This is a genomic window from Pseudoalteromonas phenolica, from assembly GCF_005876835.1.
Classification (GTDB): domain Bacteria; phylum Pseudomonadota; class Gammaproteobacteria; order Enterobacterales; family Alteromonadaceae; genus Pseudoalteromonas; species Pseudoalteromonas phenolica_B.
This window is the reverse complement of record NZ_PPSW01000017.1, coordinates 48,956-68,430: the sequence shown is the minus strand read 5'-3', so window position 1 is coordinate 68,430 and position 19,475 is coordinate 48,956. Positions and strand designations below refer to the sequence as shown.

General features: G+C 40.2%; 21 protein-coding genes. 11 read left to right on the top strand and 10 right to left on the bottom strand.

Annotated elements, in window-relative coordinates; genetic code table 11:
• Window positions 1-338: 338 nt before the first annotated feature.
• Genes C1E24_RS12205 through C1E24_RS12195 form a run of 3 tightly spaced genes read right to left on the bottom strand, consistent with a single transcriptional unit; the run spans window position 339 to window position 4,213 of the window.
• Window positions 339-1,436: an HlyD family secretion protein gene (locus tag C1E24_RS12205; protein WP_138481829.1), complete on the bottom strand. Its 1,098-nt coding sequence runs from the start codon at window positions 1,434-1,436 to the stop codon at window positions 339-341.
• Between the two features lie 39 nt (window positions 1,437-1,475).
• Window positions 1,476-2,804, bottom strand: a complete 1,329-nt coding sequence (locus tag C1E24_RS12200) for a glycosyltransferase family 2 protein (protein ID WP_240722006.1) — start codon at window positions 2,802-2,804, stop codon at window positions 1,476-1,478.
• Window positions 2,801-4,213: a hypothetical protein gene (locus C1E24_RS12195; protein ID WP_138481827.1), complete on the bottom strand. Its 1,413-nt coding sequence runs from the start codon at window positions 4,211-4,213 to the stop codon at window positions 2,801-2,803. The genes C1E24_RS12200 and C1E24_RS12195 overlap by 4 nt, the downstream gene beginning before the upstream one ends.
• Window positions 4,214-4,677: 464 nt before the next feature.
• Between C1E24_RS12195 and C1E24_RS12190 the strand changes: the two genes are divergently transcribed.
• The 6 genes from C1E24_RS12190 to C1E24_RS12165 all read left to right on the top strand — a co-directional run bounded on the left by C1E24_RS12190 (window position 4,678) and on the right by C1E24_RS12165 (window position 8,482).
• Window positions 4,678-5,109 carry an Lrp/AsnC family transcriptional regulator gene (locus tag C1E24_RS12190; protein ID WP_138481825.1) on the top strand — a complete coding sequence of 144 codons (432 nt, stop codon included), beginning with the start codon at window positions 4,678-4,680 and terminating at the stop codon, window positions 5,107-5,109.
• Between the two features lie 118 nt (window positions 5,110-5,227).
• Window positions 5,228-6,184, top strand: a complete 957-nt coding sequence (locus C1E24_RS12185) for an endonuclease/exonuclease/phosphatase family protein (RefSeq protein WP_138481823.1) — start codon at window positions 5,228-5,230, stop codon at window positions 6,182-6,184.
• A gap of 66 nt (window positions 6,185-6,250) precedes the next feature.
• On the top strand, window positions 6,251-6,721 hold the full coding sequence (locus C1E24_RS12180) for a glutathione peroxidase (RefSeq protein WP_138481821.1): 471 nt from the start codon (window positions 6,251-6,253) through the stop codon (window positions 6,719-6,721).
• Window positions 6,722-6,732: 11 nt separating this feature from the next.
• A complete protein-coding gene (locus tag C1E24_RS12175) occupies window positions 6,733-7,164 on the top strand; it encodes a MarR family winged helix-turn-helix transcriptional regulator (RefSeq protein WP_138481819.1) in 432 nt (143 codons plus the stop codon).
• A gap of 50 nt (window positions 7,165-7,214) precedes the next feature.
• Complete coding sequence (locus C1E24_RS12170; protein ID WP_138481817.1) at window positions 7,215-8,051, top strand: hypothetical protein; 837 nt, start codon at window positions 7,215-7,217, stop codon at window positions 8,049-8,051.
• Between the two features lie 11 nt (window positions 8,052-8,062).
• A complete protein-coding gene (locus tag C1E24_RS12165) occupies window positions 8,063-8,482 on the top strand; it encodes an HIT family protein (protein WP_138481815.1) in 420 nt (139 codons plus the stop codon).
• Between the two features lie 20 nt (window positions 8,483-8,502).
• Here the strand turns inward: C1E24_RS12165 and C1E24_RS12160 are convergent, their stop codons facing one another.
• The gene (locus C1E24_RS12160) at window positions 8,503-8,916 is read right to left on the bottom strand and encodes a VOC family protein (RefSeq protein ID WP_138481813.1); all 414 of its coding nucleotides are present in this window, start codon (window positions 8,914-8,916) and stop codon (window positions 8,503-8,505) included.
• A 385-nt stretch (window positions 8,917-9,301) separates the two neighbouring features.
• Here C1E24_RS12160 and C1E24_RS12155 point away from each other — a divergent pair, with 385 nt between their 5' ends.
• Window positions 9,302-10,063 (top strand): isocitrate lyase/PEP mutase family protein, encoded by a 762-nt coding sequence (locus C1E24_RS12155; RefSeq protein WP_138481811.1) that lies wholly within the window; start codon window positions 9,302-9,304, stop codon window positions 10,061-10,063.
• Window positions 10,064-10,144: 81 nt separating this feature from the next.
• On the opposite strand, the gene C1E24_RS12150 is transcribed toward C1E24_RS12155, so the two are convergent.
• Entirely contained in the window at window positions 10,145-10,372 is a 228-nt protein-coding gene (locus C1E24_RS12150; protein WP_138481809.1) for a hypothetical protein, read from the bottom strand.
• Window positions 10,373-10,546: 174 nt separating this feature from the next.
• On the opposite strand from C1E24_RS12150, the gene C1E24_RS12145 reads away from it, so the two are divergent.
• Window positions 10,547-11,041: a hypothetical protein gene (locus C1E24_RS12145; RefSeq protein ID WP_138481807.1), complete on the top strand. Its 495-nt coding sequence runs from the start codon at window positions 10,547-10,549 to the stop codon at window positions 11,039-11,041.
• Between the two features lie 31 nt (window positions 11,042-11,072).
• Complete coding sequence (locus C1E24_RS12140) at window positions 11,073-11,681, top strand: superoxide dismutase (protein WP_138481805.1); 609 nt, start codon at window positions 11,073-11,075, stop codon at window positions 11,679-11,681.
• A gap of 59 nt (window positions 11,682-11,740) precedes the next feature.
• Here the strand turns inward: C1E24_RS12140 and C1E24_RS12135 are convergent, their stop codons facing one another.
• From C1E24_RS12135 to C1E24_RS12115, 5 genes are all read right to left on the bottom strand, one after another.
• Window positions 11,741-12,403, bottom strand: coding sequence for a hypothetical protein (locus C1E24_RS12135; RefSeq protein WP_138481803.1), 663 nt, complete (start codon window positions 12,401-12,403; stop codon window positions 11,741-11,743).
• A 190-nt stretch (window positions 12,404-12,593) separates the two neighbouring features.
• Entirely contained in the window at window positions 12,594-14,219 is a 1,626-nt protein-coding gene (locus tag C1E24_RS12130) for a methyl-accepting chemotaxis protein (protein WP_138481801.1), read from the bottom strand.
• 103 nt (window positions 14,220-14,322) lie between these two features.
• Window positions 14,323-16,221 carry a propionyl-CoA synthetase gene (locus C1E24_RS12125; protein ID WP_138481799.1) on the bottom strand — a complete coding sequence of 633 codons (1,899 nt, stop codon included), beginning with the start codon at window positions 16,219-16,221 and terminating at the stop codon, window positions 14,323-14,325.
• A 172-nt stretch (window positions 16,222-16,393) separates the two neighbouring features.
• Window positions 16,394-16,522 carry a DUF7661 family protein gene (locus tag C1E24_RS21240; RefSeq protein ID WP_431188325.1) on the bottom strand — a complete coding sequence of 43 codons (129 nt, stop codon included), beginning with the start codon at window positions 16,520-16,522 and terminating at the stop codon, window positions 16,394-16,396.
• 11 nt (window positions 16,523-16,533) lie between these two features.
• Window positions 16,534-17,382, bottom strand: a complete 849-nt coding sequence (locus tag C1E24_RS12115) for a hypothetical protein (protein WP_240722005.1) — start codon at window positions 17,380-17,382, stop codon at window positions 16,534-16,536.
• 163 nt (window positions 17,383-17,545) lie between these two features.
• Here C1E24_RS12115 and C1E24_RS12110 point away from each other — a divergent pair, with 163 nt between their 5' ends.
• Both C1E24_RS12110 and C1E24_RS12105 read left to right on the top strand, forming a co-directional pair.
• Window positions 17,546-18,934, top strand: coding sequence for a DNA-3-methyladenine glycosylase 2 family protein (locus tag C1E24_RS12110; RefSeq protein WP_138481798.1), 1,389 nt, complete (start codon window positions 17,546-17,548; stop codon window positions 18,932-18,934).
• Window positions 18,934-19,455 (top strand): methylated-DNA--[protein]-cysteine S-methyltransferase, encoded by a 522-nt coding sequence (locus C1E24_RS12105; RefSeq protein ID WP_138481796.1) that lies wholly within the window; start codon window positions 18,934-18,936, stop codon window positions 19,453-19,455. Before C1E24_RS12110 ends, C1E24_RS12105 begins: the two co-directional genes overlap by 1 nt.
• The last annotated feature ends 20 nt before the right edge of the window (window positions 19,456-19,475 follow it).

Here is a 19,475-nt window from a genome sequence, read left to right as displayed (position 1 = left end):
GCTAATTATTTACTGTACTATCTGTAGTAGTACAGTAGTTCGAGTGTACTACTTCGTCAATAGTACAGTTTGAGTTATTTTATTTATCTATAAAAATCAGTTGGTTGGTTTTTTCTTTTTTGTTTTGATAATGGTTTAAAGGCTAGTTAAGAGGTGTCTATAGACACAAATGTGTATCTTTTTGAGAGTTAAGCATTGCAGTCGAATGCCTAAATAAAGCAGCAATAACACCACTGTTTTTCTGGTGACTGGTTTAAAAATAGAAAATAATTACAGGTCAAAAGGTCAGTACTGTTAGGCTTAAAAAGTACTGACTGAGATAATTATATAAATTGCATTCAAAGTAAGTCGTTTTCTTCAAACAAAGCAAATGCTTGTTCAACCTTTTGATGTTTAAACCTGACATCAATTGGTAACCCTTCGACCTGAAAATGGTTTGGGATCGGTAAACTTAAAGTAATCTTTAGTGCAGTTTTTTCTCCCTCAAATGGCCCCATTAAGAAACTTGGTAAGCGAGAGGTTAACTCGGTGGGCTCACTGATCCTTGCATTAAGCTTGGTACCATCCGGAAAGCGAATTTGCGCCTCTTGTCCTATGTTCGAATATTCAAGGTGCTTTGGGTCTAAATAGGCGACTACTTTACTTTCTTTTTGTGTATCAATGAGTAATAAAGGCTGCCCTGCAGTGACACGATCACCAGTTTGCACCAATACGTCTTCTATTCGCCCTGCATTGTCGGTTTTTATAAACAGCGACTGCTTAAGTGCAGCTAAACGCGAAAACTCATAGCTTAGGTCATTATATCTTTGCCCTTTTAAGCCAAAACGGCGCTCTAGTTCTTGACGTTCTTTCTCTCTTGAAATATCAACTTTAGTTTGCTCATACGCCATTTGTGCAGCATTGTACGCATTCACCGCACTGGCTAAATCAGCTGCGGGGATCACCCCTTTTTGCTTAAATCTTTCGTATTTTTCAAGTAACTCTTTTTGTCGCTGAACACCTTGTTTAGCGACTTTTTTACGTTGCTCTAACTGACTTAAAATGATCTGACTTTGTGGCATGTGCTGAGTGTAAAGCATCATCATTTGTCGGTTTATTTCGTTGTATTGTGCCTCAAGCTCCGTATTGCTCAGTACCAATAAATCTTGAGCTTGTTCGACATTCATCGCCTTGCTGACATGCACAGATTTAATCACGCCATCGTATGGCGCTCGAATAGTAAGCGGTTCACTGGTCACTATGCCAGGGGCCACAATTGACACTTTGGGGAAAAGAAATAACCATAAAACTAACCCTATCGGAGACGTCACCAATAATACTAAAAGATACCAGCGGAACTGATAGGCGGCGCGCTTGCTTCCTGCGTAAGCCACATTCAGCCCTTTCTCAACTTGCGGATTTTCAGACTTGGTACTTCCATTAAACCTAATTTTCATCTTTTAAAACCTAACGAGAACTTAAAAAACAGTTAATAACTAAAACTTTTGTCCTTTTTTTAGCACCCACCAAGGTGCCATCGAACTTTCTTCATGGGAACGGCGAACCAGCTCATTGAGCAATGCAAAACAACAAATGGTGCGCATGATCATGGAATAAATGGGATAAAGCGGTAGCCACACTGCTAACTTGAGATCTTGTTTTGGTCGCTCAGATACACCTAATAAAACTAAGGTGTAAAAGTACGCGATGGTGAAAAAATACAGCGTAAAAATAACCAAAGACAAAGACACAATAAATTGCCAAGGATAGATAATCATAGTGACGATTAAATACACCAATACCACAAACGGCAGCATCACATTTTGTAAAAAGCCATAGAGCAAGGTGAATAAAAAGCTTTTCCAACCCAGTAATTTTGGCGAAAAGGCTGGCCAATGTTTTCGAAAATACAAAAACAGTAAGTCACCATCCCATCGTAATCTTTGCCATAACAAGGTTTTGAAATCGTCAGGTGCATCAGTGTGACCTATTGCAAGTGTCGCATAGGGAATTTTGAGATTAGGATGGCGCTTAAAGTATTGTTTAATACGTATAGTTAAATCAAGGTCTTCGGCTGTGTGGGTATCCCAGCCACCAATTTGCTTTAAGAAGTCTTTTCTAAATGCCCCAAAAGCCCCTGAAATATTGTTAATAAGGTTCCATTGCGCAAGCCCTGTTTTACCGCCCTGCATAGACACTAAATACTCGATTGCCTGCATTCTTGTCCAAATAGAGCTAGTTACGTTTCTTACTCTAAGCGCACCACCAACTGCGGGTACATTCGGATCTTCAAATAAGCGTACTATGCGGCACAACATATCATTGTCGAACGAGGTGTCGGCATCTACATTGACAACGATGTCACCTTTAGCCGCATCAAGGCCCGCATTTAAAGTAGATACTCGCCCGCCGCGTTGCCATTTTGGCAACACTCGAATATGTCGTTTTGCTCGCTTGATGTTTTTCATACAAAAACTCGCTACCGTATAGGTATGTTTATTTTGTACCGCACCATCAACCACAGCGATGATTTCAACTTCTCCCGGATATGTTTGTTCCACCAAAGACTCTATGGTCGTTTTTACCGCATCCCCTTCGGCATAACAGGTAATGATACAACTCACTTTTGGGAAATAATGGGAGGGCTGTTTTAGCAATTTTGCATTTGCCCTACGCCACTTAAGTACGCCTAGCGTGATCAACGCAAACAATGGCATTTCGTAAGCCAAATACATGGGCACGAACATCATCATTTGGGTAAAAAACTCTGTCGCTTGTGAGAATATGTTGGCGACTAGATACCAGATAGTATTTAGTTCGCTCAAAACTCAATGCGCCTAGCTTGCTCAAGTGCCTCAAACAACCACATATTCACATCATCAGACATGCTTTTATCTGGCAGCGCCAACGCTTTAATTGACAAGGCGATATTCTTATCTGACTGTAATAGCTCTATTTCATTGAGTTTTTGATAGATTTTTGGCAATTGTGCTAATGGAGTGAGTGGCAAAAACAACAGTAAACTATGCTCTTCTTGTACACAGCAAATGTCGGTAAGACGAATGCTTTTTGCGATCCGCTGTTCAAGCTCATCAAACAGTGAAAAAGCCACTTTCTCGCCTTTGTCTTGAATGAATTGCTCAACATTTTCCATTGTAATGTAAACAACGCTATGTTCTTGTTTGTGCCTAAGCGCTAGGTTATTTTGCCACTGTAATAACCAGCAAAATTGCGTGAAGTTAATATTTTCAGCTTGGTCGAACATAAAGCTATTGAACTTTTCGCCAAATTTCGCCAAATTGCGGCCATTTGCTGATAACTTGTAACTATTAACACTCTGCACTATCAGGTTATTTACGTCATTCTTCTCACCGCAATCCATGCAGTCCGCAACCACATCTGAGTCTACAAACAAGTTAAAACAGCTATTGCACTGCTGATTTTCGATGGGTCTATCATAATCAACGCCAATATGACGAAGCGGTTTTGAACAGTTTGGGCACCCCAATCCGATTTGCTGCTTAAACTCATGCTCTGCTGCAACATGGCCGCAATTAAAGCAATGCAAACTTGCTTTAAGCCCTATATCTATGGATTGGCATGATGGGCAAGTATCAACATAATTAAGATGACCACTGTGACAAGACTGGCAATAACGCACACGATTAACAAGTGTATCCACTTCTAGCCAGTTTCTTCGAACGACAGAGGCAAGCCAATTAATACTGTCTTCGGCTTTTATGCCCCAAGCTTGTAGTAACGGGTACCAATACAGAGATTGCATTTGAGGCGATTTAGCTGGCAGTAAAGTCGCTCCTTTAAACACCCACAAGTAACTGAGTAACTTCATCACCGCAGTTTCAACCAAAGTGCTGTTTACTGCCAACTGCTTTTTACGGGTTTCACTAAACTCAGCCAATGATTTGCTTTGCTCAGACCAAATACCATTGGCTAAATGAGTCGACAGCGAGCTCGCTTGGCAAACAAATATGGTGCTTAACCAAAACGTCTCTGACTGCCTTAAGAAAGCCAATGTTTCATCTTGTTTTTGAGCTGGTAAATCTAGAATGATTAACCCAATATGTTGCTTTGCTGAAAACTCAGTCTCAAACGAATCGATGTTTTTGAAATAGAGTAGCTCTGTTAAACCAAAATTTTTTAGTGCGTTATCGTTTTCAGCAATAAAAATAGAAGAAGAAAAAAAAGAAAGGTGAGACTTAGACTGTTCGAGCATACAACATTAATCCATTAACTACTTAAATAGAACAAAGCAACGAGCAAAATCTACCATTGATTCCACTATCGTTTAGTCATATTTATTGATCAATAATTTGCTTAGCTATCAAATTGACTCAATAAATACGCTTTCTAAAACTACGAAGATAGTACCACAAATAATTTATAGCTTAAAAGAGGAATAAATAAAAAACTAACTATATTAATAGGATAAGAATAAGTCGCATCAATATCAGAGGTAGAGTAAAAACACTAAGCAAAACATAGAATCACTTTGTAACATTTGTTTTTTTATTTCACTCCTTGCAAATAGCGAGCAAATTATGAGGCTGAATAGCTTTTCAATATAAAGCGAAGATTGTTGCAAATGTTAATCGAATTTAGTCCTGCAATATCACTTTCATAAAAATTCGGGCCGTGTAAAATTCGTGCCTGTCTAGAAATATCAAAAAGTGCTTTATAGTGGATAAGTTCGACAAGCAGATCATTGCTGAATTAAAGAAGAATGCGCGCCAAAGCGTCTCGGCCATTGCCGATACAGTGAGCCTTTCACGCTCCGCGGTTACCGAAAGAATTAAAAAGCTCGAGCAAAACGGCGTCATTCGAGGCTATCAAGTATTGCTGAGCGAGTCTCAAAAAGTTGGCGTATCTGCTTATTTTGAAATACAACATCAATGCGCGCGTTGCTCTGAAGTCGTCCCTTTGTTTCAGGCTATTCCTGAAGTGGTTACTTGTCGTGGGATCACCGGTGACATGGACTTGTTGGTGTTTGTACAGGCAGAGTCAATGCAGCGCTTACATGAAATCCGCGAACACCTCGACGCACAGCCGGATTTTGTAAAGATAAAAACCCATGTGGTAATGAGTGAATGGATTGATAACCGAGCTGGTTAACTTCTAAGAAACACTAAGATTAATCCCATCCTTCAATCATTTTAAGGGACTAAAACTTCTCATTTTTTTGTCACCTAGACTAAAGTTTAGCTAAATAGAAACGTGATTTGGTGATGCATTGCTGTTCATATTACTACTGATTGAGCTAGTTTTACTCATGCTGATCTTACTGCCTTTAGTGGCATTAAGTGGCGAGTATTACCTGCTCGATTTACTGAGTAACTTTCAACTTCACTTTTTTATATTGGCGTTGTTTTTTAGTATTCCTTTGCTGTTAAAGTCGGTTAAAGTTGGCGCGATATCGGCTGTTGTTTCAATCGTTCTTTTTGCCAGTAGCCACCTTTGGTTGTTTAGTATGGCACAACCTTTAGAAAAGGAATATTTAAACGAGCCTCCCAAGCTGCATATCGTGCAGGCCAACTTAAGTTACTACAACCCAGTGCTACGAACTGCCGTTGAAGAACTAAACTCGCTCGATGCCGACTTATATCTTTTTTACGAATTTAACCAAGAACAAAAACCACTCTTTCTGGAAATAGCAGCTAAGCGTTATAAGTTTGGTGATGGGGATTATGATGGCTTTCCTGATGGAATGGGAATAATTAGTAAATACCCACTTACCGACATAAAAAAACATAAAGTTTTGCCACGAAAAGGTACGGTTATTACTTTGACTTTGCAATTACCTAAAAAAAAGCTCGACCTCATTTTATTGCACCCACCCTCACCACGTACCCCAGATAAATGGCAAAAACGCAATGTGTTATTGGGCAGTGTTCAACCCTTGGTAGAACTTGCGAAAAATAAACATATTCTGGTGGCCGGTGATTTTAATACCACACCTTGGTCAAATCACTTCCCACGTCATCATCAACTCACCCCGTGCTATCAACAAACAGGCATGTATGCATCTTGGCATGCTTCTAAATACCTACATCCTTATGGTTGGTTAACCGGTTTACCGATAGATCATTGTTTAACGAGTAACAGCGTTAAAGTCTCTCAATTCAAAACCCACTCACTACCGGGTAGCGATCATCTGGCATTAGATTACAAAATATCATTCACTGATTAGTGTTTGATCTTTTATGTCGCACGCGATACAGTCTTGCACGGTTAAAAATAAAAAGGTGCTTAATTTATGTTTTATGATTTAAAAGCGACAAGCTTACAAGGCAAACCGATCAACTTCTCTGATTTTAAAGATAAAGTTGTATTGATCGTTAATACCGCAAGTGAATGTGGGTTTACTTATCAATATGAAGGCATGCAAAAGCTTCACGAAGAATACGCAGGCAAAGGCCTTGTGATCATCGGTTTTCCTTGCAACCAATTTGGCAATCAAGAGCCTGGTGATGCCAGTACCATTCAGCAAGGATGTTTGATTAACTATGGCGTTGACTTTTTGATCAGCGAAAAAGTGGATGTAAATGGTGAAAATGCACACCCAGTTTTTCAATATTTAAAGTCTAAGAAAACAGGCTTTTTTGGCAAAAACATTAAATGGAATTTCACAAAGTTTTTGATCAATCGTCATGGTGAAGTTGAGAGCCGCTTTGCACCAGTGACTAAACCGCAAGCAATTGCTAAGAAGATTGAAAAGCTACTGTAGAGAGTGCGCAGATGCAAAACGATGATTTACTTAAATTAGAAAATCAGTTGTGCTTTCCGCTTTATGCCGCATCTAGGCTGGTAACGCGTCTTTACCAGCCTTTGCTTGAAGCCCATGGCCTGACTTATCCACAATATATTGTTTTGTTGATCCTCTGGGAGCAAGACGGCTTAACGGTGAGTGACATCGGTGATAAAGTCATGCTAAGCAGCAATACCTTAACACCGCTACTAAAAAGAATGCAGAGCGCCGAATTAGTAGAAAGAGCAAGAAGCGAGTTTGATGAGCGTAAAGTGATTATAAAACTGACCGAAAAAGGCCAAGCACTAAAAAGTGAAGCGGCTTGTATTCCACTACAATTGCTTGAAAATAGCCAAATCGATATTGAAAAAGCTAAGCAACTGAAAAGCTTATTAGACGAGTTCATCAATAAGTTAGCTTAAATAATGTTTAACAAACAGGAACGCGGTAATAAATAGCAAAAGGATGCTTCATGAAAAGTGTGACGCTGGTTCGTATATCTTGCATTATTGTTAGCTTGGCATTCATTGATGCAATAGGTGCGTTATTCAGCTTTTGGTCAATTGAAGGGCATGAAAGAGGCATCATCTTAACCATTGAGAGTGTGGTTTTAATTGCATTGCTCTTTAATAGTTTACTGATAAAACGATGGGTAATTGGCAACACAAATGACAAAACCCTCATAAAAATAGCGTGGCTCAATTTTTTATCGCTTTGCTTTTGCCTTTTAGGCGATATCACTAACTTCAATCTTCCTGAAACCTTTTATCGATATGAAAGCATCATCAAACATGACTATTTAGCCGATTCTATTTACTTTTTCTTGCCTGGCTACACTCTACTTTTACTCGCTGGTATTCGTGCCATCGAATTAAACACCAAAGATAAACACTTTATCAGATACCCTGTGATCGCTGGCTGTGTGGTCGGTATGATCTCAATGGCTATGATGCACCTTCCTAATACTGACTTGTTTATCACCATCAGCACAGGGATTTATGCCATGCTGATTGGCGTTGTTGGTTTTACAGGCTTTGCGTTTATCGTATCTTGCGGCGGTTTTAAAGCATCAAAAGGTGAATTACTGGTTGGCATGGGCTTTATTCTGGCTGCTGTTGCCGATGCCATCATCGGCAACTTTTGGATATACGGTCATCAAGGCGAAGGGTTTTATCCGCAAGTCAGATATATAAATTGGATAGTTTACATAACCTCTCAATGCATGGTGATCCATTTACCGCATCTACTTGTAATAAATTCTAAGTATTCGCATGATAAAAATCAGCAAGATTACAACCCTGTGACGTAACCGAGGCAAAAATGAAAGATCAATACCAAGCAAATAATATCTTTGCGAAGATTTTAAAAGGCCAAGCCCCTTGCATTAAATTATTTGAAGACGACTATACGCTTGCTTTTATGGATATCATGCCGCAAAAAGAAGGACATGCTCTGGTTATTCCAAAACAAGCTGCTACAACGATTTACGACCTCACAGATCAAGCCGCACTGGCATGTATGAAAACAGTACAGAAGGTAGGTAAGGCCGTTGAGCAAGCACTAAACGTGCAAGGTACTTCGATTGTGCAGCATAATGGCAATGCCGCAGGCCAAACTGTGCCACACTTTCACTTTCATATCATTCCTGGTTCATTACACGGCTTAAAAGCCCACGCTGAAGTGAAAGCTAAGCCGGAGCATATAGAAAAAGTCGCGGAGAAAATTAAGGCATATATATAATATATGCCTATTACACAAAATTAATCTGAGTTTCGTTCATTCGGTAGATCAGATAAATACTCTACAAATTCCACTTCAAAACCGTCTGGGTCAATGAAATAAAGGTTTTTTCTAAATGGATGGTCACTGCCAACCTTATCTATTTCAAACCCTGCTGCTAACATTCTTTTTGCAAGCGCCTCGATATTCTTAACAACATACGCAAAGTGCGCGAGACCCACTTGATGCCCTTCAAGCCTACGGTTGTCACCTTCACCGTGGTCGCTCATGGCTAAATAATGGTAATCATCGCCAAAATGTACCCACGTACGCTGTTTTCCATACCATTCTCCCTCACCTTTGCTGCGAATAAACCAATGTGGAAATGCTGCCTGATAAAACTTGAGTGAACGTTCGATATTGCTGACGACTAAATTTACATGTTCTAAATACATAATGCGCTCCTTACTTGTTAGCCATAGTTTGGTTAAAAACGGCGTGAAAAGCTGCTGCGTTAAAAAATTGCGTGATTCTTTCGATTATTGTTGTGTGCTTTGTTGTGTGCTTCATTGTCTTCATCCTTTGATATTTTTTTATCTGTTGATTTGATGAAGCCACTTTAAAAGCTCAAGTTAACTTGAGGTAAAGTGTAAATTTTCCGATTGGTATGATTGAAAAAATTGATGGATAAAAAGCTGAAAGCTGAAAGCTGAAAGCTGAAAGCTGAAAGCTGAAAGCTGAAAAAATAATGCGAACATTCAGTTCCGAAACTGTCGAGTAAAAATATATCGTTAAATTTAATATTTACCTCGTTAACTAAAGCCACACTAGGAACGTATTATGTTTAAAGAATTACATCACCAAGAGACGCCTCTTATTCTTTGTAATGTATGGGATGCAGCGAGCGCTATCATTGCCGACAAACTTGGCTATCTGGCAATCGGCACATCAAGTGCAGCTATTGCGACGTCACTAGGAAAAACCGATGGTCACAACATCTGTTATGAAAAATTATTAGCGGTCGTAAAGCAAATATCAGAAGTGACCACATTACCACTTAGTGTGGATATAGAAGCTGGTTATGCTGACACGCCACAAGAGATTGTAGATAACATTGCAAAACTGGCAAAGTTAGGAGTGGTGGGTATTAATATCGAAGACAGCCAATTAATCAATGGCCGCAGATCTTTAGTCGGTAAACATGATTTCAGTGAGAAACTGTCGCAAATTAAAGCACATTTGAATAACGCTAAAATTGAAATGTTTATAAACGTCCGCTCAGATACTTATATTGTAGATGCAGCCACCGCTTTACCCGAAACAATAGAGAGAATTAGCCTGTACGAAGACGCAGGGGCCGATGGTATCTTCTTACCTTGTTTAACCGCGCTTGACGATATAAGAAAACTCGTAGCGCACTGCAATTTGCCACTCAATATAATGTGTATGCCAGAACTAGCCAGCTTTGGCCTACTGCAACAACTCGGTGTGAAACGTATTTCAATGGGTAATTTTGTTTACGATAATATGCTCGCCCACTTAGAAAATACCCTGTCATCTATTAAACAACAAGGTTCGTTTAAGCCTCTGAACCTCGTCTAATAGGCTGTTAATTAGGGTTATGCTCTCAGAGCTAGCGGCAAGGCTGATGACACTAAAATAATGCAAATGAACCTTACTCTGCTATTTATCATCGCCGTTATCTTCTTTACGTTTGGGTTGCTCTTGCTTTGCTTTAGCCACGTTTTTAAATGCCGGTGGTGGAATTGGAAACAATGAAATCAGCGGCATGAGTGCCATAAATAAATAGGCGCCTTTAGGCATTTTCTTAGCCCATATTGTCGCTCTTCTTCCCAAAAAAACAAACAGTAAAATAATTAAAACTCCTAACCCAATGGTTAAAAAATCCATTTTAACTACCTAAAAGTTGATTAATACATAATCAACTTAATTGTGATCTCCCTCCTTTAATTCAAGTTATTAAATATAAATTTATGCCCTATAAGTAATTTCACTTTGACAATAAAGCTGAAAAGATCAAATATAAATAACAATCATTTTCAATTGTATTTTATATATTTACTTATGGATACCAATAACACGCTGATCCAACAGGCTATGCTCACTTGGCAAAATACAATATGCGAAGGTAACAACGCATTCGAAAACAATCGCTATATTACTGCGGACAAATTATACCAAGATAGCTTAGAACACTTAGCTGATATTGGTGGTTTCATAACTTCAAATACACCGCCACCTACATCTTGGGTGATTGATCAATTTGTACCAGCACTTGTTGTGTCATACCTGAATTTAGTCGACTCTTCTATGGCCCAAGGAAAACATGAAATTGCTTGTGACTTCTTAGTTGAGGGCTATAACGTAGTGTGTGATTGTGGACACTGCTTACTGAATACTACTCAAGACGAAAACCACTATTTATTTTCAAAACATTTGTCTCAGCTACAGCATCATTCATTTGCAATCCGTAAGCATCTTGCTCAATCACCAAATTTACTGAACAAGCTAGATAAAATCTCTGAACCCTATTCCGTCACATCGCTGACTTATCACTAATTTATATCTATCAAAACCGAAGGAGTGCTTAATGCCATTCACACTACCAAAACTAAATTATCAATATGACGCATTAGAGCCACATATCGATACAAAAACCATGGAAATTCACCATACCCTGCATCATCAAACCTATGTAAATAAAGCAAACGAAGCGCTTTCAGGCACTGAATTTGCAGATAGGAGTGACGAATGGTTATTAAGAAATATCCAAACCCTACCAAGCTCTCTTCAAGGTGCAGTGAGAGACCATGTTGGTGGGCATCATAATCACAGTCTATTTTGGGAAGTGATGTCTGAGAACGGTGGACAGTTACATGAAGGCAAACTGGCTGATGATATCAATAGAACATTTGGCAACTTTGACACTTTCAAAGAACTTTTCATCAAAGCAGCACTCACACGTTTCGGTAGCGGCTGGGCTTGGCTAGTTGTGAACGAGCAAGGTGAGCTACAAGTAACCAGTTCACTCAATCAAGACAGCCCACTAATGGATAATCAAGTGCCTATTTTAGGCTTAGATGTATGGGAACATGCATACTACTTGAAGTATCAAAATCGCCGCCCAGAGTATATTAATGCCTTTTTTAATGTCATTAATTGGGCTGATGTGGAGCGCAGATACTTAGCTGCGGTTTAATAAAAAAGCAAAATTAATATGTGAGTGCTTTTAGCCGCTCAGCTTGAAGCACTCACATATCACACCATTCTTTTTAGCAAATCAAATTTATCAACATCATTCAGACCGAGATCTTCAAATTGCGTATTGATTTGGTTACTAAAATTGAGCCGCTGGTTTTCTTCATCTGGCTTATCTTTGCCAGCCAATAAATCATCAATTTGCAGTTGTAGTTGCGCGCTTAAATCAGCGGTCATATTTCTTAACTTCTCTTTATCAGAGCGATGCAATGCTGAGTCTTCATCTATATCTTGATCTGTCAACGAAAGCATTTCTATGCGCACTTTTAGCTCTTTGTAATCAAGATAATTTATACCTAAGTTATTGAAGATAAGTGCCTCATTGATTTCTGAAGGTAATATTTCTACATCAATTGGCATTTCCATTATCTCTATCATGGTTTCTTTATAAGTTTCGATAGAGCGCTCTCTGTCGCTTAACGTATCATCAACTCGCTCAGAGGCTTTGTCTTTGGCTATATGATAGAGCTCTTTTGCTTGTTCCGACAAGGGTAGATTTTTTGTTAAGAGAGCAACGGCAGATTGTGGTTGATATTCTTCAGCTTTATTTAAATTATTTAACTGACTAGCAAACGAGTCATGCTTATCAGGACTGTCTTTTTGTAAGGCTGAATGCGCTTTATTAAAGCTTTGAGCGGTATACATACTAGTATGAATTTTCATTGCTATCCCTAATCTGAGCGTAAGACTGAATTTAAAAATGAGTACTCAGATAAAGTTAGCAAACTTTGTACCATTTAAAATCATCAACAAAGCACTGAAAAACGAACTCAAGTCGTCATGTAGAGGCAATAACTTTCCTGTTGCAAACTTTTATATTCTGTTTTTTGCCGTGACACTAAAATCTATGCTTTTAAACTTTAAATTGTTTTATTTCTTGCTTTAATTGCTCTGCCATATCTGACAACTCTTCACCTGAAACTGAGTTATTTTGAGCACTCATTGAGATTTCATTAATACTTAAATTAAAAACTTCAATAGAATTAGACATTTCGCTCGTAACAGAGGTTTGTTCTTCCGTGGCCGTTGACACTTGAATATTCATCGATGCAATTTCACTCACAGAGCTACTAATTGCTTGAATTTTTAGAGAAGAATGTTCAGCCATTTCTACACTTTTTGAAGCCCTATTCTCAGCATCAGACATTGCTGAAACCGCATGATTAGCTTGAGTTTGCAGCTTACTGATCATCTCTTTAATATTCTCAGTGGCCTTTTGAGTGTTATGTGCCAGCGTTCTCACTTCATCTGCAACAACCGCAAAACCTCGTCCTGAATCTCCCGCTCTCGCAGCTTCAATGGCTGCATTGAGGGCTAATAAATTTGTTTGTTCAGCAACGCCTTGGATCATCATCACAACTTGATTGATTTCGGTAGTTTGATTGTTTAATTCATTAATTAGCTGAGCATTATTTACCACTAACTCAGCGAGCTCATGAATTGCACCAATACTCTCTTCAATGGTTTTTTGCCCTTCAATTGATAAATTTTCAGCATCTTCAGCATGTGTTGCGGTACGCGATGCACTTTCTGATACTTCAGCAATGGCTGAACTCATTTCAGTAATTGCTTGTGCAATCATTGCGGTTTGCTGCTCTTGCTCTAAAGCCGAAGATGCCATTTGCTCACCAGATTTAGCGACTTGACCAGATAAGCCGGACAAGGATTCAATGGCCGATGAGATTTGATTTAACATGGCATGAAATTTATCCATCATCATATTAAAGTCAGTCGCTATTTTACTAAACTCATCATTGCCACTTTCTTCAACACGTAACGTTAAATCTGTATCTCTAACAACTTGCTCTATGGTTTGAGCCATTTTTGTTAAAGGCGCATTGATACTTTGATAGATTAGGAAGCCTACTGACAACATGGCAAATACAATAACTACAGACAAAGCAATAAGTGAAAACTCGACCTTCTCAGCTTCATTATCACCTTCGATTTTTAGCAGTTGAGCTTGCTTTACTTGATAGTTAATTAAGTCATTAAAACTCTCACTAAGCGGGTCAAAGGTGCTATAAAGTTTTTTTATAAACAATGAATAATCTTTTGAGCTAAAAGTATTGTTTCTTATCTCTGATAAATATTGCTCAATCAGGTGATCCACTTCTCCACGACGCTGCTCTGCTAAACTAATAAGCTTTTTTTCTTCTGCACCCGTCACATTTTTTAGATAAAGCTGCCAGTTTTTTCGGGCTACCTCTTGTGCTTTTAAAATATCAGCTATGGCTTGCTCTTTAGTGACTACCTCACCTCTGAGCTTGTGAAATGTGTCGACGATAATGACGGCATAATCGTCTGACACGACTTTGATTTCTTGCATAGGGATGACACGAAGGTCGTATAACTCATCCAAATCATGAACGATAATTTTGACTTCTTTTAAAGTAAAAATCGTCGCACCTATAAACAAAATAATAGGCATACATGCGAGTAAAATGAGTCTAGATTGAACGGTTAATGTATTTATCATAGTCAACAAGCACGAATTTTATTTTGACTAAGTATTGACCATGATCTAAGTGGGCGCAAAAACGGAGGTTATTAAAACCTCCTTTTCAAAAAAATTTGGCAAGTTAACTATTTAGAGAAAGCCACTGAGCTTGTATCTCTTCAATCACTGAAGGGTCTTCAATTGTCGAAGGAACTTGTATTTGCTCACCATCGACTAACTGTCGTAGGTTTTTGCGCAGTATCTTGCCAGAACGAGTTTTAGGTAATCGCTCTACAACTTGAATGGTTTGCAAACACGCAATAGCACCAATTTGAGCACGAATAGAGGTACGAATTTCAGCGGCAATTTCATCGTCTTGCTTGGTACAGCCTTCTTTCGTTACCACCATAGCAACGGGTACTTGCCCTTTTAGGGTATCTTTGCTTGCAAACACCGCGCACTCAGCCACACTTGGGTGCGCCGCAACCACTTCTTCCATTTCTCCGGTTGATAAACGGTGGCCCGCCACATTAATCACGTCATCGGTTCGACCCATGATAAACAAGTAGCCATCTTCGTCGATGTAGCCGCCATCACCCGATAAATAATAGCCTTTGTATTGAGACAGATAACTTTGCTTAAAACGATCGGCATTGCCCCAAATTGTGGTAAGACACCCTGGTGGTAGTGGTAATTTCAACGCAACCACACCTTGTTCATTCGCTTCACATTGGTTGCCATCTACATCAAGAATGTGAACCTGATAACCAGGTGTGGGTACCGTAGCACTGCCCGCTTTGGTTGGAAGTTGCTCAATACCCACTGGGTTACAAGCAATTGCCCACCCTGTTTCCGTTTGCCACCAGTGATCAATCACTGGTAAGCTTGTTTTATCTTGCAGCCATTCATAAGTCGCCGGGTCTAGCCGTTCGCCTGCTAAGAACAACCTTTGTAAACTAGACACATCGTATTTTGCTAATAACTCGGCTTCAGGATCTTGCTTTTTAATCGCTCTGAAAGCCGTTGGCGCACTAAACAACGCATTCACTTTATACTCTTCTACTACTCGCCAAAATGCACCAGCGTCTGGTGTAAATACGGGCTTGCCTTCGTATAAAACCGTGGTGCAGCCATAAATTAACGGCCCATAAACAATATATGAGTGGCCGACGACCCAACCTATGTCCGAAGCTGCCCAAAATACTTGCCCAGGCTGCATGCCATAAACGGTTTGCATGCTGTAATTAAGTGCTACCGCATGACCACCCTGTTCGCGCAAAACGCCTTTCGGAGTACCTGTGGTGCCAGAAGTATAAAGAATATAAAGCGGGTGAGTTGCAGGGAGTGGTAAAGCATCTGTTGGATACGCTTTTTCAAGAACGGCTAGCCAATCTAAATCTCGCTCATCTTGTAACTGCGCTTGAGCTTGTGGTCGTTGAAAGACCACGCAATGATCAACTTTGTGTTCTGCAAGCTCGAGTGCTTCGTCCAGCATAGGCTTGTATTCAATTATGCGGCTAGGCTCAACACCGCATGATGCAGTAAGCACCAGTTTAGGTTTGGCATCATCAATGCGCATAGCAAGTTCTCGCGGGGCAAAGCCACCGAAAACCACTGAGTGAACGGCGCCAATTCGGGCACAGGCCAGCATAGCAATAGACGCCTCAGGGATCATCGGCATGTAAATCACCACGCGATCGCCCGCTTCTACCCCTAAGTTTTTTAAGCCACCAGCAAACAAACTAACCGCTGCATGAAGTTGCTTATAAGTGTAAGTTCGTTTTTGCTCAGTGACTGGTGAGTCATAAATAAGCGCCAACTGCTCACCTCGTCCCTGTTCAATATGATGATCGAGTGCCAAATAGCAGGTGTTCAGCTCACCATCTGCAAACCAATGATCAAGTTGCTCATAGCATTGGCTGACACCTTGAGTCGGCTGTGTGTGCCAGTTCAGCTTTTGTACCTGCTTAAGCCAAAATGCTTCTGGATCCTGTTGAAAGTCTTGATAGTAAGACTGATAGTTTTTGTTTGTTGTTGTCATAATAGTGCCTTTAATTTCGCCAAATAACCTTGGTTAATTTATGGTCTTTGCACTCTCACGCTAGTTTACGCTGACGTTAAAGGACACTAGACTTTAGTCGATTTACCCTAATTAAACATTGAGTTGTTCAACAAATGGATATCGTTCACTTGAATATTCATGATAAATATCATCAAGATAGCCTTCTTAGTTCTGAGGCTGTTAAATAATCAGGAATAACGACATCATATACTCGACTTCGTATGCCGGTTTGCGACTCTTTATAAAGTCCCCATTGTTCAGATCCTCTTCGTACCGACATTAGGATTGGTATTACATTGCATTGAAATGTTTTTGTTTTAACTTGGGAAAGTTAGTCCGATTTTTATATTTTAAGTACAAGTTATTAAACACAGCCGTTTTTGAAAGCTTATCTAATTCCGTTAAAAATTGACGACCCGATTGCTGTTCTGACACTTTACAGCAAGCCTGATAGGCTTGGATAAGCTCAGTAATGGTTTTATATTTGGCTTGCTGCAATTTGAGTTGATATTGCGCTTCTAAAAAAAATGCCACACCACTCCAATACACACGCTGCTGAGCTTTGAGTTGCCACATATTGCTACTCACACTCGCTAAGCGCGCATCTTGAAGATGTGATAAACGATATGTGTTAGATTGTCCGCGCTCAAGCCCAGCTCTTAGTCTCATCATCATATTGTCATAAGTAATAATACCGCTGTCTTTCATGATTTGGTTTTGCAAAAAAGTCGCTAAACCTTCACTCAACCAGAAGTCTTCGTAATTTAATAACGGGTGATATAAATGCGCTAACTCGTGATACAGCGTCCAGTCGTTTTTTAATTGTTTGAGACTCGCATAGCGACTAAATTGAAGCTCAACACCATCTTGCTCGCCGCGAATGACTTCGGCCCAAGGTACGGCTTCAAAAGCAAAGTATTGCGGTTTCAAATATATTGGTACGTTTTTTTGTATTAAGGGCCCGAGTGTTTTTTGGGTTGCGTCTATGCCATGGTTTATCCAGCTTTTCACTTTAATTTGCTGCCCTTCGTTGAGCTCAGACAAGCCAACGAAGTCGACTTTAGTATGGGCTAACCGAGCAGCCAGACTGTATTGAGAACACACCAATATAAAAAATGCCAAACCATAAATAATGTTCAATCGCCACCTCACAACACCCAGTTTCAGTCTTCCTAAAACAATACTCTATCAATGCAATTTTAGATGACCTGTGAAAGAAGGTTTTACATTCAGTGCCGTTTTTGGCTAGTAGTCTGGCACTATCCACATATAATGACTGCAATAATCGTTACTTGGAGCAGCTATGCTCAGTCTAGAAACCTGTCAAAAAGCCCGTTTTTCAAGAGATCCCCGCTTTGATGGTAAGTTCTTCATTGCAGTCAAAACTACGGGTATCTATTGCAGAACGATTTGCCCTGCATCGCCACCAAAAGAAGAAAACGTTGAGTACTTTAATAACGCAGTGCAGGCAGCTGAGGCTGGTTATCGTCCATGTTTACGTTGTCGGCCAGACAGCGCGCCGAGTTCGGCTGCTTGGCAGGGTAATGGCGCAACCTTAAATCGCGCTATTCGCTTAATCGATGAAGGGGCGTTACAAACGGGTTCTATTGTTGAGCTCGCTACGCGATTGGGCGTCAGCGATCGATATTTACGAAAACTATTTAACGACAACATAGGCGTTTCTCCAAAAGCTTATGCGCTCTATCAACAGTGCTTATTTGCCAAAAAGCTACTGCACCAAACCAGTTTACCCATTACCGAAATTGCGCTCGCCAGTGGTTTTGACAGCATTCGTCGCTTTAACGACTGCTTCAAACAACAACTTAAACTCACCCCGACCCAAATGCGTAAACAGACGAGCAAACATAATGCAAAACTGACCTTAAAACTGTCGTATCGTCCTCCATTTGATTGGCAAAAGATGCAGCGTATTTTATCTGCCAGGCTTATTCCTGGACTAGAGTGGATTGGCGAAAATTTTTATGGCCGCAGCTTCATTTATCAAGGTGTTAAAGGACAATTTACCGCTCACCATCAAGCTGAGAAGCATCAATTTTTGGTCGAGATCAGCCTTGAAGATAACCGTGTTCTCAAACCTGTCGTCAGCAATATTCGCCGTTTGCTTGATTTAGACGCCGAGCTCGAGCAAATTGAGCAAGATCTCACTGACGCACTTGGCACAAATACGCTGATAAGCTCAGGGTTACGCTTACCCGGAATTTGGGATGTGTTTGAAGCGGGTATGCGCGCTATTTTAGGCCAGCAAATATCGGTGACTGCTGCCAAAAATTTAGTGATTAAACTGGTTGAAACCTTAGGCGAAAAAGAAACCAATGACCAAGAAGCTCAATGTGGGGATGTGTTGTATTTCCCCACACCCGAAACCATAGCTCAAAGCGACCTTGAATTTTTTAAAATGCCCGAAAGTCGTAAGCAAACCATAGCAAGGTTTGCTCAGTTTGTTGAAACTCAGCCTATTGAAGCACAAAACCCAGATAATTGGTTGGCACTTAAAGGCATAGGACCATGGACCGCCAATTATGCCAAAATGCGCGGCTTAAGCGACCCTGACATATTTCTCGCGACCGATCTTGGGGTGATTAAAGCACTCAAAGCACACGCTGATTTTGACTCGGAAAAAGCCGCACCTTGGCGCAGTTACCTTACTTTTCAACTATGGGACAAACTATAATGTATTGTGACTACTTTGAGAGCCCACTTGGCACGATGGAAATAAAAGCAACCGATGAAGGGATATGCCAGCTCATTTTCTGTGGCGAACATAAAGAGCCTGTTGTACCGTCAAAACTCATCGCCCAATGTATTACCCAACTCGAAGAATACTTTGCCGGCACTCGCCAAAACTTTGATCTCCCTCTCGACCCTGTTGGCACTGAATTTCAAAAGTCGGTCTGGCAAGCGTTGTGTGATATTCCATTTGGCCACACTTACTCATATTTACAGCTCGCAGAGCGCCTTAATAATCCAAAAGCCGTGCGCGCCGTCGGTGGTGCAAACGGCAGAAATCCGATAACTCTGATTGTGCCCTGTCACCGAGTCATTGGTGCATCGGGCACGTTAACAGGTTACGCAGGTGGCGTTGAGCGAAAACAATGGCTGCTAGCACACGAAGGCGTTGCTGGATTTGAAAAACCACTCGTGTTAGATGCAATCATTCATACCCGACAAGATAAGACACAATTTTTGCGTTAATACACATTCAAAATGCGCAT

Excerpts from the sequence above, each read along its gene's own strand:
- C1E24_RS12165 (WP_138481815.1), top strand. The coding sequence starts at position 8,063 with ATGAAAGATCAATACCAAGCAAATAATATCTTTGCGAAGATTTTAAAA.
- C1E24_RS12195 (WP_138481827.1), bottom strand. The coding sequence starts at position 4,213 with ATGCTCGAACAGTCTAAGTCTCACCTTTCTTTTTTTTCTTCTTCTATT.
- C1E24_RS12180 (WP_138481821.1), top strand. The coding sequence starts at position 6,251 with ATGTTTTATGATTTAAAAGCGACAAGCTTACAAGGCAAACCGATCAAC.
- C1E24_RS21240 (WP_431188325.1), bottom strand. The coding sequence starts at position 16,522 with ATGTCGGTACGAAGAGGATCTGAACAATGGGGACTTTATAAAGAGTCG.
- C1E24_RS12205 (WP_138481829.1), bottom strand. The coding sequence starts at position 1,436 with ATGAAAATTAGGTTTAATGGAAGTACCAAGTCTGAAAATCCGCAAGTT.
- C1E24_RS12130 (WP_138481801.1), bottom strand. The coding sequence starts at position 14,219 with ATGATAAATACATTAACCGTTCAATCTAGACTCATTTTACTCGCATGT.
- C1E24_RS12140 (WP_138481805.1), top strand. The coding sequence starts at position 11,073 with ATGCCATTCACACTACCAAAACTAAATTATCAATATGACGCATTAGAG.
- C1E24_RS12145 (WP_138481807.1), top strand. The coding sequence starts at position 10,547 with ATGGATACCAATAACACGCTGATCCAACAGGCTATGCTCACTTGGCAA.
- C1E24_RS12170 (WP_138481817.1), top strand. The coding sequence starts at position 7,215 with ATGAAAAGTGTGACGCTGGTTCGTATATCTTGCATTATTGTTAGCTTG.
- C1E24_RS12135 (WP_138481803.1), bottom strand. The coding sequence starts at position 12,403 with ATGAAAATTCATACTAGTATGTATACCGCTCAAAGCTTTAATAAAGCG.
- C1E24_RS12150 (WP_138481809.1), bottom strand. The coding sequence starts at position 10,372 with ATGGATTTTTTAACCATTGGGTTAGGAGTTTTAATTATTTTACTGTTT.
- C1E24_RS12160 (WP_138481813.1), bottom strand. The coding sequence starts at position 8,916 with ATGTATTTAGAACATGTAAATTTAGTCGTCAGCAATATCGAACGTTCA.
- C1E24_RS12155 (WP_138481811.1), top strand. The coding sequence starts at position 9,302 with ATGTTTAAAGAATTACATCACCAAGAGACGCCTCTTATTCTTTGTAAT.
- C1E24_RS12175 (WP_138481819.1), top strand. The coding sequence starts at position 6,733 with ATGCAAAACGATGATTTACTTAAATTAGAAAATCAGTTGTGCTTTCCG.
- C1E24_RS12125 (WP_138481799.1), bottom strand. The coding sequence starts at position 16,221 with ATGACAACAACAAACAAAAACTATCAGTCTTACTATCAAGACTTTCAA.
- C1E24_RS12105 (WP_138481796.1), top strand. The coding sequence starts at position 18,934 with ATGTATTGTGACTACTTTGAGAGCCCACTTGGCACGATGGAAATAAAA.
- C1E24_RS12110 (WP_138481798.1), top strand. The coding sequence starts at position 17,546 with ATGCTCAGTCTAGAAACCTGTCAAAAAGCCCGTTTTTCAAGAGATCCC.